The 15,653-nt window shown below is 67.0% G+C and carries 11 protein-coding genes; 2 read left to right on the top strand and 9 right to left on the bottom strand.

The features are described 5' to 3' along the window. Nucleotides 1-14 precede the first annotated feature (14 nt). From infB to M2390_RS00505, 4 genes are all read right to left on the bottom strand, one after another. Complete coding sequence (infB, locus tag M2390_RS00520) at nt 15-2,885, bottom strand: translation initiation factor IF-2 (RefSeq protein ID WP_259176266.1); 2,871 nt, start codon at nt 2,883-2,885, stop codon at nt 15-17. A gap of 85 nt (nt 2,886-2,970) precedes the next feature. Further along, on the bottom strand, nt 2,971-3,216 hold the full coding sequence (locus tag M2390_RS00515) for a YlxR family protein (protein WP_081863830.1): 246 nt from the start codon (nt 3,214-3,216) through the stop codon (nt 2,971-2,973). 94 nt (nt 3,217-3,310) lie between these two features. After that, nucleotides 3,311-4,300 carry a transcription termination factor NusA gene (gene nusA, locus M2390_RS00510; protein ID WP_121688368.1) on the bottom strand — a complete coding sequence of 330 codons (990 nt, stop codon included), beginning with the start codon at nt 4,298-4,300 and terminating at the stop codon, nt 3,311-3,313. 145 nt (nt 4,301-4,445) lie between these two features. Then, complete coding sequence (locus M2390_RS00505; RefSeq protein ID WP_259176264.1) at nt 4,446-6,008, bottom strand: FAD-binding oxidoreductase; 1,563 nt, start codon at nt 6,006-6,008, stop codon at nt 4,446-4,448. 203 nt (nt 6,009-6,211) lie between these two features. Between M2390_RS00505 and M2390_RS00500 the strand changes: the two genes are divergently transcribed. Continuing rightward, nucleotides 6,212-8,320 carry an NPCBM/NEW2 domain-containing protein gene (locus M2390_RS00500; RefSeq protein ID WP_259176263.1) on the top strand — a complete coding sequence of 703 codons (2,109 nt, stop codon included), beginning with the start codon at nt 6,212-6,214 and terminating at the stop codon, nt 8,318-8,320. A gap of 95 nt (nt 8,321-8,415) precedes the next feature. Here M2390_RS00500 and M2390_RS00495 read toward each other — a convergent pair whose 3' ends face one another. Genes M2390_RS00495 through M2390_RS00475 form a run of 5 tightly spaced genes read right to left on the bottom strand, consistent with a single transcriptional unit; the run spans nt 8,416 to nt 14,607 of the window. Further along, nucleotides 8,416-9,342, bottom strand: coding sequence for a hypothetical protein (locus M2390_RS00495; protein ID WP_259176262.1), 927 nt, complete (start codon nt 9,340-9,342; stop codon nt 8,416-8,418). Next, entirely contained in the window at nt 9,326-11,506 is a 2,181-nt protein-coding gene (locus M2390_RS00490) for an alpha-galactosidase (protein ID WP_259176261.1), read from the bottom strand. The genes M2390_RS00495 and M2390_RS00490 overlap by 17 nt, the downstream gene beginning before the upstream one ends. 13 nt (nt 11,507-11,519) lie before the next feature. Continuing rightward, nucleotides 11,520-12,419 carry a carbohydrate ABC transporter permease gene (locus M2390_RS00485; protein WP_051701431.1) on the bottom strand — a complete coding sequence of 300 codons (900 nt, stop codon included), beginning with the start codon at nt 12,417-12,419 and terminating at the stop codon, nt 11,520-11,522. Further along, nucleotides 12,416-13,321, bottom strand: a complete 906-nt coding sequence (locus tag M2390_RS00480; RefSeq protein WP_259176259.1) for a carbohydrate ABC transporter permease — start codon at nt 13,319-13,321, stop codon at nt 12,416-12,418. The genes M2390_RS00485 and M2390_RS00480 overlap by 4 nt, the downstream gene beginning before the upstream one ends. Beyond that, nucleotides 13,318-14,607, bottom strand: coding sequence for an ABC transporter substrate-binding protein (locus M2390_RS00475; protein WP_259176258.1), 1,290 nt, complete (start codon nt 14,605-14,607; stop codon nt 13,318-13,320). Before M2390_RS00475 ends, M2390_RS00480 begins: the two co-directional genes overlap by 4 nt. Before the next feature lie 124 nt (nt 14,608-14,731). Between M2390_RS00475 and M2390_RS00470 the strand changes: the two genes are divergently transcribed. Continuing rightward, complete coding sequence (locus M2390_RS00470) at nt 14,732-15,634, top strand: AraC family transcriptional regulator (RefSeq protein WP_259176257.1); 903 nt, start codon at nt 14,732-14,734, stop codon at nt 15,632-15,634. The last annotated feature ends 19 nt before the right edge of the window (nt 15,635-15,653 follow it).

Below are 15,653 nucleotides of genomic sequence, written 5' to 3'. Positions count from 1 at the left end.
GTCAGCCTGCGGGATTAGACGCGGGGCTTCTCCTTCATTTCGGTGGTCTCGATCTCGTCACCGATCTGAATGTCGTTGAACTTGCCCAGACCGATACCGGCCTCGAAGTCCGTGCGGACCTCGGTGACATCGTCCTTGAAGCGACGCAGCGACTCGATGGCCAGGTTGTCGCCCACCACGACGCCGTCGCGGATAACGCGAGCCTTGGCGTTTCGGGTGATCGTACCGGAGCGAACGATAACACCAGCGATGTTTCCGAACTTGGAGGAGCGGAAGACCTCGCGGATCTCGGCCACACCGGACTGGACCTCTTCGTACTCGGGCTTGAGCATACCCTTCAGCGAGTTCTCTACGTCCTCGAGGGCGTTGTAGATCACCGAGTAGAAGCGGATGTCAACGCCCTCACGAGCTGCACGCTCGCGGGCCTTGGTGTCCGGACGGACGTTGAAGCCGATGATGATCGCGTTGTCGATGGTCGCCAGGTTGACGTCCGACTCGGTGACCGCACCCACACCACGGTGGATGATGCGCAGCTGCACGCTCTCATCAACCTCGATCTTGAGCAGCGACTCTTCCAGGGCCTCAACGGCACCGGAAACGTCACCCTTGATGATGAGGTTGAGCGACTCGACCTTGCCCTCTTCGAGTGCACGGGTGAAGTCTTCCAGGCTGATGCGCTTGCGAGCCTTGGCCAGCTGAGCGTTACGCTCGGCGGCTTCACGTTTCTCGGCGATCTGACGGGCGGTACGGTCCTCCTCGGTGACGATGAAGGTGTCACCGGCGCGCGGAACGCTGGAGAGACCCTGCACCTGCACCGGACGCGAGGGACCGGCCTCGGCAACGGCGTTGCCGTTCTCGTCGGCCATGGCACGAACGCGACCGTAGGCGGTACCGGCGACGATGGCGTCACCGATGCGCAGGGTACCGGACTGGATCAGCACGGTAGCAACCGAACCACGACCCTTGTCCAGCTTGGCCTCGATGGCCACACCGCGGGCGTCCTTGTTGGGGTTCGCACGCATGTCCAGGCCGGCGTCTGCGGTGAGCAGAACGGCGTCCAGCAGGTCGGTGATACCGATGTTCTTGCGAGCCGAGACGTCGACGAACATGACGTCTCCACCGTACTCTTCGGAAACCAGGCCGTACTCGGTCAGCTGCTGACGCACCTTGGCCGAGTTGGCGCCGTCCTTATCGATCTTGTTCACCGCGACCACGATCGGCACGTTAGCTGCCTGGGCGTGGTTCAGGGCCTCAACGGTCTGCGGCATGATGCCGTCGTCCGCCGCGACCACGAGGATCGCGATGTCGGTGACCTGAGCACCACGGGCACGCATGGCGGTGAACGCCTCGTGACCCGGGGTGTCGATGAAGGTGATCTTACGTTCGATGCCCTCGTGGGTGGTCTGCACCTGGTACGCACCGATGTGCTGGGTGATTCCACCGGCCTCGCCCTTACCCACATCCGCGTTGCGGATGGCGTCGAGCAGGCTGGTCTTACCGTGGTCAACGTGACCCATGACGGTCACAACCGGCGGACGCGCCTCAAGCATGTCCTCGGTCTCGGCCTCCAGCTCGCCGTCCAGGTCGATGTCGAAGCCGTCGAGCAGCTCGCGATCCTCGTCCTCGGGGGAAACCATCTGAATCTTGTAGCCGAGCTCGGAACCGAGCACGTCGAAGGTGGCCTCATCCAGCGACTCGGTCGCGGTTGCCATCTCACCGAGGTGGAAAAGCACCGTGACGAGGTTACCGGGCTGAACCGGGAAACCGGTCAGGGCCTCAATCTTGTCGGCGAAGTCGGCGATCGATGCACCGCGGCGCAGACGGATCGGGGTCGATCCATCACCACGGGGAACCGAGACACCACCGAGCGACGGGGCTTCCCGTAGCTCGAATTCTGCCCGCTTCGTCCGCTTCGACTTCCGTGCCTTGCTCTTGCCGCCACCGCGACCGAACGCACCGGCGGTACCACCACCGGGGCCACGGCCACGACCGCCACCGCCACCGGGACGGGGGCCGCTAAAGCCACCGCCGGGACGCTGGAAACCACCGGCTGCGGGAGCACCCGCACCGGCACCAGCACCGGCACCGCCGGGACGCTGGAAGCCACCGGGACGACCCGCGCCGCCACCGGGACGCTGGAATCCGCCACCGGCACCGCCGGGACGACCGGCACCACCCGGACGCGGAGCGCCGGGACGCGGCGAACCGGGACGGGGTGCCTGCGGGCGCGGAGCCTGCGGACGGGGAATGTTGCCGGGGGTGGGTCGCTGACCCATACCCTGCGAGGAAGCGAACGGGTTGTTACCCGGACGCGGGGTGCCCGCGGGGCGAGGAGGCTGCTGCCCCATACCCTGCGAGGAGGCAAACGGGTTGTTACCCGGACGCGGAGCGCCGGGCTTTGCCGCGGAACCGGGGGTTGCGGGCTTGGCCGCGGCGGGCTTTGCAGCACCGGGCTTTGCCGAGGCGGGCTTGGCCTCTGCGGCGGGCTTTGCAGCCGCCGGCTTGGCGGCAGCCGGAGCTGCCGGGGCAGCGGCGGCGGGCTTTGCAGCCGCGGGCTTCGCGGCGGCAGGCTTTGCCGCGGCGGGCTTGGCGGCCGCGGGCTTTGCCGCACCGGGGGTTGCTGCGGGCGCTGCCGCGGCGGGGGTTGCGGGCTTCGCGGCGGCGGGCTTGGTGCCCGCGGCCGGAGCCGGGGTTGCTGCGGGTGCGGACGCACCGGCGGCACCATCGGCGATGAGTGCCTCGCGCAGCTTACGTACTACGGGGGGTTCAATCGTCGAGGACGGGGACTTGACGAACTCGCCAAGCTCCTTAAGCTTTGCAAGGGCTACCTTGCTGTCCACGTTCAGCTCTGCAGCGATTTCGTGCACGCGCTGTTTTACAGCCACTTCTCTCCTGTCTGGGCCTGCCCAGACAGTGGGCAGACCATTAGTAACGGACGGGTCTCATTTCGAGCCGCTCATTAGTTGTCCATTAGCCATTCAGCCTGTTCTCTAGGGTTTGCACGTCCAGCACTCCGGTGAATCGCAGCGCCCGGCCGAAGGCCCGTCGCTTGATTGCCGTACCGAAGCACTGCAGTGTTGGATGCACCCAGGCTCCACGTCCGGGGAGCGATGCAGTCTCGTCGACAACCACCGCATTTCCCCGCAGCACAACCCTCAACAGGGAGGATCGCGCGGCGCGAGTACGGCATCCAACGCACGTTCTAACGGCTTCCATCTTACCCCCTTTGTGGGTTCTCGCCATTCCTCGGCGATTCGCGCTCGGCGAAGATCGCGGCGCCCGATGTTCGAGCGCCGCGATTTAGCCGTGGTTATTCGCCTTCGAGAATGCTGTCGGGCTGAATATCGATCTTGGCACCGGTCAGCTTGGCGGCGAGTCGTGCGTTCTGACCCTCCTTGCCGATGGCCAGCGACAGCTGGAAGTCGGGAACCAGGGCGCGAACGGCCTTGATCGACTCATCCAGGATGAAGGCGCTGGACACCTTCGCCGGGGACAGTGCGTTCGACACGAAGGTCGGCAGGTTCGGCGAGTAGTCGACGATGTCGATCTTCTCGTTCCCCAGCTCCTCGTTGACGGCGCGCACACGGCGACCCATCTCACCGATGCAGGCACCCTTGGCGTTGATCGAGGAGTCGGTGGCGCGCACGGCAATCTTGGTGCGGTGACCGGCCTCGCGGGCCAGCGAGACGATCTCGACCAGGCCGTTGGCGATCTCGGGAACCTCGAGTGCAAACAGCTTGCGCACGAGGCCCGGGTGGGTCCGCGACACGGTGATCTGCGGGCCCTTGGTGCCCTTGGCTACCGCGGTCACGTAGACGCGGATGCGGCGACCGTGCGAGTAGTCCTCGCCCGGAACCTGCTCCTCGGGGGGCAGGATCGCCTCGACGGTGCCGAGGTCGATGTGGATCATCTTGGGGTTCGGGCCCTGCTGGATGACACCGGCAACGATGTCTCCCTCGCGGTCCTTGAACTCGCCCAGCACGCCGTCATCGGCGATGTCGCGCAGACGCTGGGTAATCACCTGCTTGGCCGCATAGGCGGCGATACGGCCGAAGTCGTCGAGGTCGGCCTCGGACTCGCCGATGATCTCGCCCTCTTCGTCCAGCTCGTGCAGCAGCACGGCGACGTGGCCGGTCTTGCGGTCCAGGTGGACGCGCGCCGAGGGTTCGGCCTGGCCCTCCTGGGTGACGTGCTTCAGGTAGGCCGTGAGGATGGCCTGCTCAATAATCCCCGCCAGTTCATCAAACGGGATTTCGGTTTCCCGCTCGGTCAGTTTCAACACACTGAGGTCGATATCCATCGGAGGCCTCCTCTATATTCAGCTACACAAAACCCTGCGCTCTGGCGCGGGGTCGATCTATAACCGTACCGGATTTTTGAGCGCTTCGTCACCTCGAACGCCGCGAATTCCCCAAGTCTGGGCGAACTCTAGGCGATGAGGATGGCTAACCCAGCTGCCAGGCGGGAAAAACCCCGCGCGGGTCGACGCTCGCGCGGATCTTCTTCAGCCGGGCCGCGTTGTCGCCAAAGTAGGCGGTGGCCGGGTTTTCGATGCTCGCGTCGGGGTAGTTGACGTAGGCTCCGGGCCCCCAGGCCGGGGTTGTGACCGCCCGCAGCGAGCGGACGGCCTGGCGGTAGGGATCGGGGTTCGCTCCGTCGGCAAAGTTTGCCGTGTACTGGGCGCTGAACAGCGCGCCGCGGTGTCCAAACGCGGTGGCGTCCGCACCGAGAGCGTTGGCCTGGCCGCCGAGCGCGTCGAAGGAGAACCCGCCCTCGGTCACCCCCGCCACCTTTCCCACGGCCTCGGTGGCCTGGATCAGCGCGGTGATCTCCGCGGCGGTGAGCGCCCGGGTTGCGATCCCCGAGGTTGCGGCAAACGAGGTGCGGGTGAGCTTGCCACCCGGGCCCGAGACGCACTGGGCGGCGGTGGATCCGGCGCAGCCCGCATAGCGCATCATCGCGTCCAGATAGCCGTGCCGGGTTGCCTGGTTACGGGTGGGCGCGGGAACCCGACCCAGCAGGCCGGCGAGGGCCGCGGCGTGTCCACCATTCGGCCCGATCCAGGTGCCCGAAACACTCAGCGAAGCCCCGCCCGGATGCGTGGATCCGGTCAGCAGCTTGAGCGTGGACCACAGCTGCGGATCCGCCTGCGGGGCCCACTCCTGCCAGGCGGCGATGACCGCCGGGGCGTTGCGGGCATCCCAGGAGAGGAAGTACATGGTGACCTCGGGCGCGGGCTTGGTGTTCAGGTGGAACGCGGTAACCACGCCGAGCAAGCCACCACCCCCGCCGCGGCAGGCCCAGAAGATATCGGGATCGGTGTTGGCGTCCACGGTGCGGGTCTTTCCGTCCGGGGTCACGATCTCGATCGCCGCCACCTGATCGCTGGTGAGTCCAAACGCGCGGGCAAGCACACCCACTCCCCCGCCCAGCGCGAGGCCGCCGATGCCCACCGAGCCGCAGCTGCCGCCGCCGATGGCCCGGCCCGCCGCCGCGAGCTTCTCGTAGACCAGCGCGAGGGGCGCGCCGGCACCGATGCGGGCGACACCGGTGCCCGGATCCACCTCGACCGAGTTCAGACCGTGGACGTTGATCACCAGTTCCTCGGGCAGACCGGTGTTTCCGCCGCCCCCGCTGGACCACCCCGCGTAGTTGTGGCCGCCGGAGCGGGTCGCGATGTGCAGACCCGAGGCGGCGGCAAAGCTCACCGCGGTGGCCACGTCGGCGGCGTCCCGGGCGCGCACAATCGCCGGCGGCGCGGCCCCGTCGTATACGGGAATCTCGGTGGGCACGGCGGCGCGGTAGGCGTCGGTGCCGGGGCGCAGCAGCCGGTCGCCGAGGCTCTGAGCCAGCGCGTCCCAGTCCGGAGGTCCGGCCGAGACCGAGGGTGAGGGTGACGAGCTCGGGAGAATGCTTGGCGATCCACTCGGGCCGGGATTAGTCACCGGCGCACATCCGGCGAGCGCCAGCGCACCCAGAATCAGAAAGTGACGACGCTCCAGTTCCATCCGGTGCTCCCCTTCGCTAGCCCTCGGTTGATCGCTGTGGTCAGGCTATCCCCAACCGGGCCGCCGCGCGGGAATTTCGGGAGGTCCAATCATCAACTTCTCCAGGTATTCAGTCGAGCGATGCATATTGCCCGGCCGGTGCAATGCGGTTTTATGGCCCCACCCCCGAAGTGTTCGGGGCGACAACGACGTCAGGAGAATGCATGTCCTTACAGCGCTTATTGGGGATTGGCGCCGCAGCGATACTGGGTATCGCCGCCGCCACCTCCGCGGCCCTTCCCGCGCAGGCGGCCCCGGCCGAACCCGCGACCTCCAGCTCGTATCATCAGCCGAGCACCCCACCCGTCTTGGGCGCCACCCCCTACCAGGGTTGGAACACCTACTTCGGTCTGGGTGGGGATTTCACCACCGATAAGGTCATCGAGGTGGCCGATTTTCTGAACTCCAGCGGGCTCGCCAAGGCCGGCTACAACATCGTGTGGCTGGATGGCGGCTGGCAGGCCGACACCCCGCGCGGTGCCGACGGCCAGTTGCAGGGGGATGCCGCCCGCTTCCCCGGCGGCATGAAGGCCGTGGCCGATGCGATCCACGCCCGCGGACTCAAGGCCGGTATCTATACCGACGCCGGCCCGTTCATGCCCGAGCACTGCGGCCTGGGGAGCTACGGTCACTATCAGACCGATGCCGACACCATCGCCGCCTGGGGGTATGACGCGGTCAAGGTCGACTTCCTGTGTGGCATCGCCGCGGACCTGGATCCGCAGACCGTGTACACCGAATTCGCGACCGCGCTGCGCAACAACGCCAGCGGACGCGACATCATCCTGAACATCTGCAACCCGGTGACCTCCCCCGACTGGGGCAACTACCCCGAGTCACAGCAGTCCACCCACACCTGGAGCTACGCCCCGGCGATTGCCCAGTCCTGGCGCACCTACACCGACGTGGGCTTTGTGGGCAAGATCACCTACCGCGACGTGCTGCGTAACTTCGACGCCAACGCCGCGCATCCCGAGGTTGCCGGTCCCGGTCACTTCAACGACCCCGACTATCTGGGACCCCAGCTGGGCCTCTCCGATGAGGAGTTCCGTTCGCAGATGGCGCTGTGGTCCCTGGCCGCCGCCCCGCTGGTGATCGGCAGCGACCCGCGCACCTTCACCCCGGAGACCCTGGCGACGCTGACCAATAAGGATCTGCTGGCCATCAACCAGGACCGTCTCGGCAAGCAGGCCACCCGCGTGGGTGCGGCCGGTAACACCGAGACCTGGGTGAAGCCGCTGGCTGATGGTTCGGTGGCCGTGGGCCTGGTCAACCGCACCGACGCCCCGGTGAGCATCTCGACCACCACCTCGGCCGTGGGCCTCTCGTCTAAGCGGGTCACCGTCAAGGACGCCTGGACCCACACCACCACCGAAGCAAACGGAACCCTGCGTGCCTCGGTGCCCGCCCGCGGCGTCGCGGTCCTGGTGGTCAAGAAGGCCACCGGTGTGCCGCAGAGCGCCCGCGTGGTCGCCGATGCACCGAAAATCACCGCGATCAACGGTCAGCCGGTTCCCGCCAGCGGAGACGTGCTGACCTCGGCCGGTGCAACCCTCACCGGCACCGTGACCCTGCACAACGACGGCACGATCCCCGTGGTCTCTCCCCAGGTCTCGTTCACGGCACCCAACGGCTGGAGCGCAAGCGTGGTCGGATCGCAGCCGGCGCTGATCAAGGCCGGAAAGAGCGTGGATGTGAAGGTCAAGTTTGTGGTGCCCGCCGGTGCCAGCAACGGCGGCGTCTCGCTGGGCACCTCGGTGCGCTACATCGGCGTGCGAGGCAAGACCACCGCCAACGCCCCGGCCCTCGGTGTGACCGTGGCTCCGGCACCGCCGACCGGCACCGATCAGCCTCTCTCGGCTCACCCGTGGATCTCGGCCACCAGCGGATGGCTCACGCCGAGCGTCGATGCCAGCGTGGGCGGTGGCAGCCCGCTGAAGATCGCCGGGACCACCTACCCGACCGGCCTCGGTGTGGCCAGCCCCTCGGACATCCGCTACTACCTCGGCGGCACCGCCACCCGGCTGACCGGAGTGGTGGGCGTGGATGATGTGGTCAACAACGTCGGACCCGACGGCGGCACGGTGACCTTCTCGCTGATCGCCGATGGCCAGACCATCTGGGACAGCGGCACCGTGACCCGCGGCCACGCGATCCCGTTTGACGTCTCGCTGACCGGGGTGCGCGACCTGACCCTGCACGTGGGCGACGCCGGTGACGGCGGCTATAACGACCGCGCCGACTGGGCCAACCTGAAGATCAGCGCCCACTAACCTCGATCCGAACACCCACACGGCCGGGCCGCGGCGCACATTCTCTGCGCGTCGCGGCCCGGCTGTGTGTGTGGGGAGCGGACTCCGCCTCGGAGTTAGGGCGTCAGCCCGGTGGCGCGGATGCCCCAGTCCAGGGCCCAGGTCTCGCCGGGTTCCAGGCGGTGCAGGTCGATGCCCGAGTTCAGGGCGTCCGGGGGTGCGGTCATCGGTTCGACCGCGATGGCCAGGTGGTCGGGACCCACGCCGGGGAAATCGTGGGTCAGATAGATCTGCAGCCAGCGGAAACGCGGTTCCATCCAGAGTGCGACCGCGGCGTCTCGCCCCCGCAGCACGCTGGTTACCACCCCGTCGCGGGCGCTCAGCGCGGTGAAGCCCAGGTGCTGCGGACCGTCGAGGACCGGGACTCCCGCGCGCAGGTCCCACTCGGTGCCCGCGACCGGCACCACCAGGTCGGGTAGATCGTCGGCGTCGAGTAGCAGCGCCGCGTCCGCCGGGATGTCCAGCGTGAGCTCGGCCGCGGGGATGTCACCCAGGCGCAGGTACGGATGTGCTCCCAGGGCGACCGGGGCCGCAGTCTCCCCCGCGTTGGTCACCGTTGTGCGCACCAGGATTCCCGCGGTCTCAAGCGAGTATTCCACCAGGACATCCAGGGCAAATGGGTAACCGGGGGCCTCGCGGATCCGCGCTCCCAGGAGCACCGCGGAGGCGCGCAGCTCGCGCACCTCGAACGCGGTGTCGGCCAGCAGCCCGTGCAGCGCGTTGCCGCGGACGGGCTCGGTGGGCTCCAGGTCCAAGACCCGGCCCTCCCACTCCCAGCGGGCACCACGCACGCGATTGGGCCAAGGCACCAGGGTGACGCCCGACGCCGAAACCGGCCGCGTGGCGTCCACGCTCCCCCAGACCAGCGCGGTGTCGTTGACCCAGAGCCCCTGCAGGCTCGCCCCCACGCACGAGATGGCGGCGCGCACACGCGCGCCGCCATCGTTCAGCGTGAGGATGATCGGACTAGTTGCGCGCACCATCGGAAACCGCAGCACCGGACGCCGCACTATCGGAAACCGCCACCACGTGGAACAGCACCGAACGGTCGGGATCCAGCGAGGGCGATTCCAATCCCACCAGACGCAGGCTCTTGCCGCTCATCGTGACCCCGTCCACCATCCACGGCGGCTGGACCCCCGAGGGACGGGCACCATCGGGATAGACGGCGCTCACGGTGTAGCGAACTGCATCATCCAGCCCCGGGAATCCGATCCGGCCGACCGGCCAGGTGCGCGGACGCTCGGTGATCGAGAACGCATACAGCGCCTCATCCCGCGCGGGCGACACCACCCCCTCAAACCGGGCCGCGGGTTCGGAGAGGTCGGCGTGCACCACGGTGCCGCCGTGCAGGAGCGCCCGGTGTGCCTTGTGGAAGTCGATCCAGGCGGCCACGCCGCGCTTGGTCTCGGCATCGGCGGTCAGCAGGTTGGTCTCCACACCGAGGTGCCCCCACAGGGCCTTCTCACCGCGGTAGCTCAGCGGGTGCGAGCGGTGGGTGGTGTGCGATTCCTCGGCGCCGATGTGGGTACCCTGCAGCTCGGGCGGCACCACCAGCGAGGTCCAGCGCTGGATCTCCAGGCGCTCGTGCGGGTCGTTGCAGTCACTCGGCCATACCCGCTGGGTGCGCTCCAGCACGCCGAGGTCGATCCGACCGCCGCCGCTCGCGCAGGACTCGATTTCCAAGCCCGGGTGTCGCGCCGCCAGCTCATCCATCAGCGCGTAGGCGGCGAGGGTCTGGGCGCGCAGGCCGGCACGGCCGTCCTCCGCGTGACCGGCATCGAGCAGGTAACGGTTGTGATCCCACTTGACGTAGGCGATCCGCAGCGCGGTAATCAGCGCCGAGATCCGCTCCAGTACCAGCGCATACGCCTCGGGATTGCCGAGGTCCAGCACGTGCTGGTGCCGCGAGGGCAGGCCCACGCCGTGGCCGGCATCGAAGATCCACTCGGGGTGTTCGCGGGCCAGCTCGGAGTCCAGGTTGATCATCTCGGGCTCAAACCACAGCCCGAAGTCCATCCCCAGCTCCTCGACCCGATCCACCAGCGGTTCGATCCCGGTGGGCCACACCGCGGGGTCCACGATCCAGTCGCCGAGGGAGGTGGTGTCGTCGCGTCGACCGAGGAACCAGCCGTCGTCCACCACAAAGCGCTCAGCCCCGATCTTCGCCGACTCCTCGGCGAAGGCGATCAGGGTATCGAGATCCTGCTCGAAGTAGACGGCCTCCCAGGTATTGACGATCACCGGACGCGGCGAGCGCGGATAGGCCGGCAGCGCACGCAGGTGGCGGTGGAAGCGGGCCGACAGTTCGTCCAGCCCCTCACCCCAGGACCCGTACTGCCACGGGGTGGTGTAGCTCGCGTCCCGGGCCAGCTCGACCTCCCCCGAGGCCAGCACCTCGCTCGCGGCCAGGCGCCGCACGTCCGCCGGGGTGCGTTCGGCCACCAGGGTCTGGTTGCCCGACCAGCCCAGGTGGGTGGCCCACACCCGGCCCGAACGGAACCCGAATCCGGCCTCGCCGGCGGCGATCAACAGCGTGTGTTCGAGCCCCGGCTTGCCGCCGCGCGAGGTGCGCGCCCACTCACCCACGTGGAATTCGCGGCGCTGCGGCACACGCTCCAGCGACCAGCGTCCGGTCAGGTCCAGGATCTCGGTCGCCGCCTGCGGCACGGGCAGCGCAAGCTCGAGGCCGTCCACCCGGAAGGTCTCCTCGGCCGCGTTGGTCAGGGTCGCGCGCTGACGGATCAGACCGCTGGCGTGCAGCAGCTCGATCTCGATCCGCAGCGTCAGGCCATACTCGGGATCCGTGGCATCGGCGATCAGCGTCTCGGCCTCGGCCGTGGACGTGGTGCGCGCCTCCACGTGCGCAAACTTCGCCGCCCAGCGGCGACCGGCGCTGTCCCCCACCAGCCCCGGGCGTCCCATCCACCCCTCGCTGAGCTGGCCGAGCACGGGGATCGGCTGGGCGTAGGTCACCGGGCTATCGCCCACCGCGGGCAGCGCGGCCCGGGCGATGGTGACCACCTCGGCGGCGTCGATCGCGCCCAAATCCTCACCCCAGTAGAGAATGCGCGGCAGCCGCGCCTCGGCGAGGGAGACGATGACGCCGGTGCCACCGGCACGCAGATACACAAATTCGGAAGACATGAAAACCTCTTTACTACTTGACCGAGCCGAGGGCTAGGCCCCCGATGAAACTGCGCTGGAACACAAGGAAGACGATGGTTGAGGGGATCGCGGCGACCACGGTGGCCGCGGCAATCACCGACCAGCTGGACACATACTGTCCCTGCAGGGAGAGCACGGCCGCGGTGATCGGCAGCTTCTCCGAGCTCTGCAGCAGGGTGATTGACCACAGCAGGTCGTTGAAGATCCAGGTGAAGGAGAGCGCCCCGAGCGCCGCGAGCGCGGGCCGGGTGAGTGGCAGAATCACCTGAATGAAGATGCGCCCGACCCCGGCACCATCGAGGGTCGCGGCCTCCTGCAGCTCGTGCGGAATCGAGCGCATGAAACCATAGAGCACAAAGGTATAGAACCCCAGGCCGAAGGCGATCTGCACGGCAATCAGTGCGCCCAGGGTGTCATAGACATCGATCTGCTGGGTGATCCGAGTCACCGGAATCAGCAGCATCTGCACCGGGAGCAGGTTTCCGGCGAGCATGATCAGGAGGATCGTGCGACGGAAGGGAATCTTGAATCGGCTGAGCCCGAAGGCGGCGGCCGCGGCCAGCAGCAGGGTCAGCACCACGGTGGGGATCGTCACGATCATCGAGTTCACCAGGGCGGGAAGCAGGTCACCCTGCTGCCAGGCCTGCGCATAGGTGTCGAAAGTGAACGTGCGCGGGATGCTGGCGATGCCGTTTTTGGCCACGTCATCGAAGGTGCGGAACGAGGTAATCAGCACGATCAGAATCGGCAGGAACCAGGCCACGGAGATCAGGATGCCGGTGGTGTGGAATCCGGCGGTGGCCGCGCGGCGACGGCGCGAGCCGCGCCGGACCGCGGGCCGGGGTGCCGGAACCGGAAGGGTTTCGCGGCGGGACGGAAGCGTATCGGTCAAGATTCCTTCTCCTCGGACAGGGCACGGACAAGGTAGGAGATGATCACGGCGATGGCCAGCACAAAGATCACCACGGAAATCGCCGAGGCGTAGCCGAGGGCGTGGGAGCTAAACGCGGTCGAGAACATGTAGGTGCTGAGCAGCTCGGTCGAGTGATACGGGCCGCCACCGGTCATGGCCCAGACGATGTCGAAGGAGCGTAGCGAGTCGATCAGTAGGACCGAGATCACCACCATGGTCACGCTGCGCAGCTGCGGGAGGGTCACGAAGCGGAAGCGCTGCCAGGCCGAGGCACCGTCCATCCTGGCGGCCTCCTGGACCGAGGGGTCCAGGGCCTTGAGCCCGGCGATGAAGAGCACCATCACGTAGCCGATTTCGCGCCACAGTGCGGCGATGATCACGGCGTAGAGGGCGGTGTCCGAGTCGCCCAGCCAGACGCGGGTCCAGTCGTGCAGACCCACCGCGTCGAGGACGTTATTGAGGACACCATTGGGCTGGAAGAACGCGCCCCAGATCAGCGCGGTCACCACCAGCGAGAAGACGATGGGGAGGAACAGGGCGGTGCGGTAGATGGCCACGCCGCGTCGCTCGGACTGGAAGAGCAGGGCCACGCCGAGGCCCGCGAGGAAGGAGATGCCGCCGAAGAGCACGATCCAGATCGCGGTGTTTTTCAGCGCGGTGAGGAAGATCGGATCCGAAAACAGGTCGGTGTAGTTTTGGACGCCGACCGAGGTGGCCGGGCCGATCCCGTTCCAACGCAGGAACGAGAGCGAGATGCCCTGGAAGGCCGGCCAAAACACGCCGACGGCCTCGATGAGGAAGGGAACAAGAACGAGTACGAAGACGAGCGGCGGCGGAACCTTGATCCGCCGCCGCCCGCGTACCGGAGTACTGATTGTCACGAATTAGCTCGGATCTTCTGGGACGCATCTTCCCAGGTCTTGAGGATCTGGTCGATGTTTCCGGGGTTGGCGATGAACGAGGTGAGGGCGGTGTCGGCGGGGGTCTGCTGCGCATCCCCGGCGTCCCGGTTGAAGAACTGGGTCACCGACTTGGCCGACTGGATCATGTCCTTGCCCTGGGTGGCCAGGGCATCGAGGGTGACCGTGGCCTTGAGGTTTGCCGGCAGCGCGGTCCCGTCCTGGCCCTTGGCCAGCTGGGTCTGCGCCTCGGCACTGGCGATGAAGTCGAGGAACTTCTTGGTCAGCTCGGGCTTGGTGGTCTTGACGCTGGCGATGAAGCCGTCGGTCGGGGCCTCCTCGGCGATCGGCACCGAGGGGTCGATCACGGGGAACTGGAAGAAGGCCAGGTCGTCCTTCTTGTCCGCGGGGATCGCCGGCTGTGCCCAGGCACCCAGCAGGTACATGGCCGCCTTGCCCTGGGAGAAGTCGCTGATCGCCTGGTTGTGCGTGGTCCCCAGGGTCGAGGGGTTCACAAACGGCAGGATCTGCGCGAACGCCTCGAAGACCTTCTTGACCTCGGGGCTGTCATAGGACTTCTTGCCCGCGAGCAGCTCCTGGTGGAAGTCGGCACCGTTGATCCGCAGATCCAGGTAGTCGAACCAGGCCGAGGCCAGCCAGGTGTTGTCGCTGAGCCCCATGGTGATCGGGGTCACGCCCTCGCCCTTGATCTTCTCCGACAGGGCCAGGAACTCGTCCCAGGTCTTGGGCGGAGTCACACCGAGCTTTTCGAAGTCGCTCTTGAAGTAGTAGACGCCCCACCAGTAGTTGTTGGTGGGCACAAACACCTTGGTGCCCTTGGCATCCTCACTCAGCGAGGCGAGGTTCTCGGGGAAGTCGGCCTTGTTCTTGTCCCAGACGCTGTTCAGATCCAGCAGCAGGTTCTGGTTGGCGAAGTCGCGGGTGGCCTGACCGGCGTACCAGGTGTAGACATCCGGCGGATTCTTCGAGGTCAGGTAGGAGGGCAGCTGCTGGTTGAAGGTCTGGGTCGGGATGCTGTTGATCTTGACCGTACCCTCGCCCTTGGCGTTGAAGGTCTTGACCAGTTCTTCCAGGCCGCCCTTTTCGGCGTCGGTGAATCGTGACTGCAGGATCAGCGGTCCCTCGGAATCGGGGCCCTCCTTCGGGCCCTGTGCCTCGCCGCCGGTGGACACACAGCCTGCCAGCAGCGCGGTGGCCAGGATGGTGCTTCCTACGGCCCCGAGCCATCGGGTGTGCTTACGGGTCATCTTTGACTCCAATTCATTGGGGGAATTTCACGATCGGTGTGTGCTCAGGCGACTGATTCCACGACCGAATGTATCCAATTTAAGCGGGCAGACCCGCACGGCGTAGAAGGAAGCCGCGAACAATATGGACATTTCGATGATCCTGCGCAAGAATTCTGGCATGCTCATTCCCGATGGTTTTCCCGGACAGCGCATGCTGGTCCTCCCCCGCCCCCGGGCGCGCGAATTTCTCCAGCAGGAGGGCACGCTGGGGCTTGTGGTGACCGACTGCGGATACTTCCCCAAGGCTCAATCCCACGGCAGGCGGCGCATCTCCCCGATCCCACAGGCCGTGGTTTTGGCGTGTGTGGAGGGAGCCGGCTGGTGCGAAACCGAGGCCGGACGATTCGAAGTGGAACGCGGCCAGGTGGTCATCCTGCCGCCGGGTCTGCCGCACTCCTACGGGTCCAATGAGGAGAATCCGTGGACCCTGTGGTGGTTCCATGTGGCCGGCCCCCAGGTGGCATCGTTTCTGCGTGTCGCGGATATCACCCCGGCGACCCCGGTGCGTTATCCGCGGGATCTCTACCCGATCGTCTCGCTGATGGCCGAGGTGCTGGCCTGGATGGAACGCGACTCCACCACCACGAGCCTGCTCGCCGCCTCGGGGGCCGCCTGGCATGCGCTGACGCTGCTGGCCACCGTGCGGGCGCAGTCGGGCCAGCGTGAGGACGTGATCGAACACGCGGTGGACTACCTGCGTGCCCATATGGCCGACCGGATCAGCGTGCCCGACCTGGCGGCGATGGCCTCGCTCAGCGCCTCGCACTTCAGCGCACTGTTTCGCAAGCAGATGGGGTATCCGGTACTCCAGTATCAAACGATGCTGCGGATGGGCCGCGCCCGCGAGCTGCTGGACACCACGGGATCTACGGTCGCGGCGATCGCCGCCGAGGTCGGCTATCCCGACGCCCTGTACTTCACCCGGCAGTTCAAAAAGCTCCACGGCGCCACCCCGCGCGAATACCGCGACCAGCACAAGGGCTGAGCGCGGTATTCGCGGGCGG

Origin of the sequence: Mycetocola sp. BIGb0189, from assembly GCF_024810155.1 — a bacterium.
GTDB lineage: Bacteria > Actinomycetota > Actinomycetes > Actinomycetales > Microbacteriaceae > Mycetocola > Mycetocola lacteus.
Note: the sequence above shows the minus strand (reverse complement) of the source record. Positions and strands in the feature narration are given on the sequence as shown.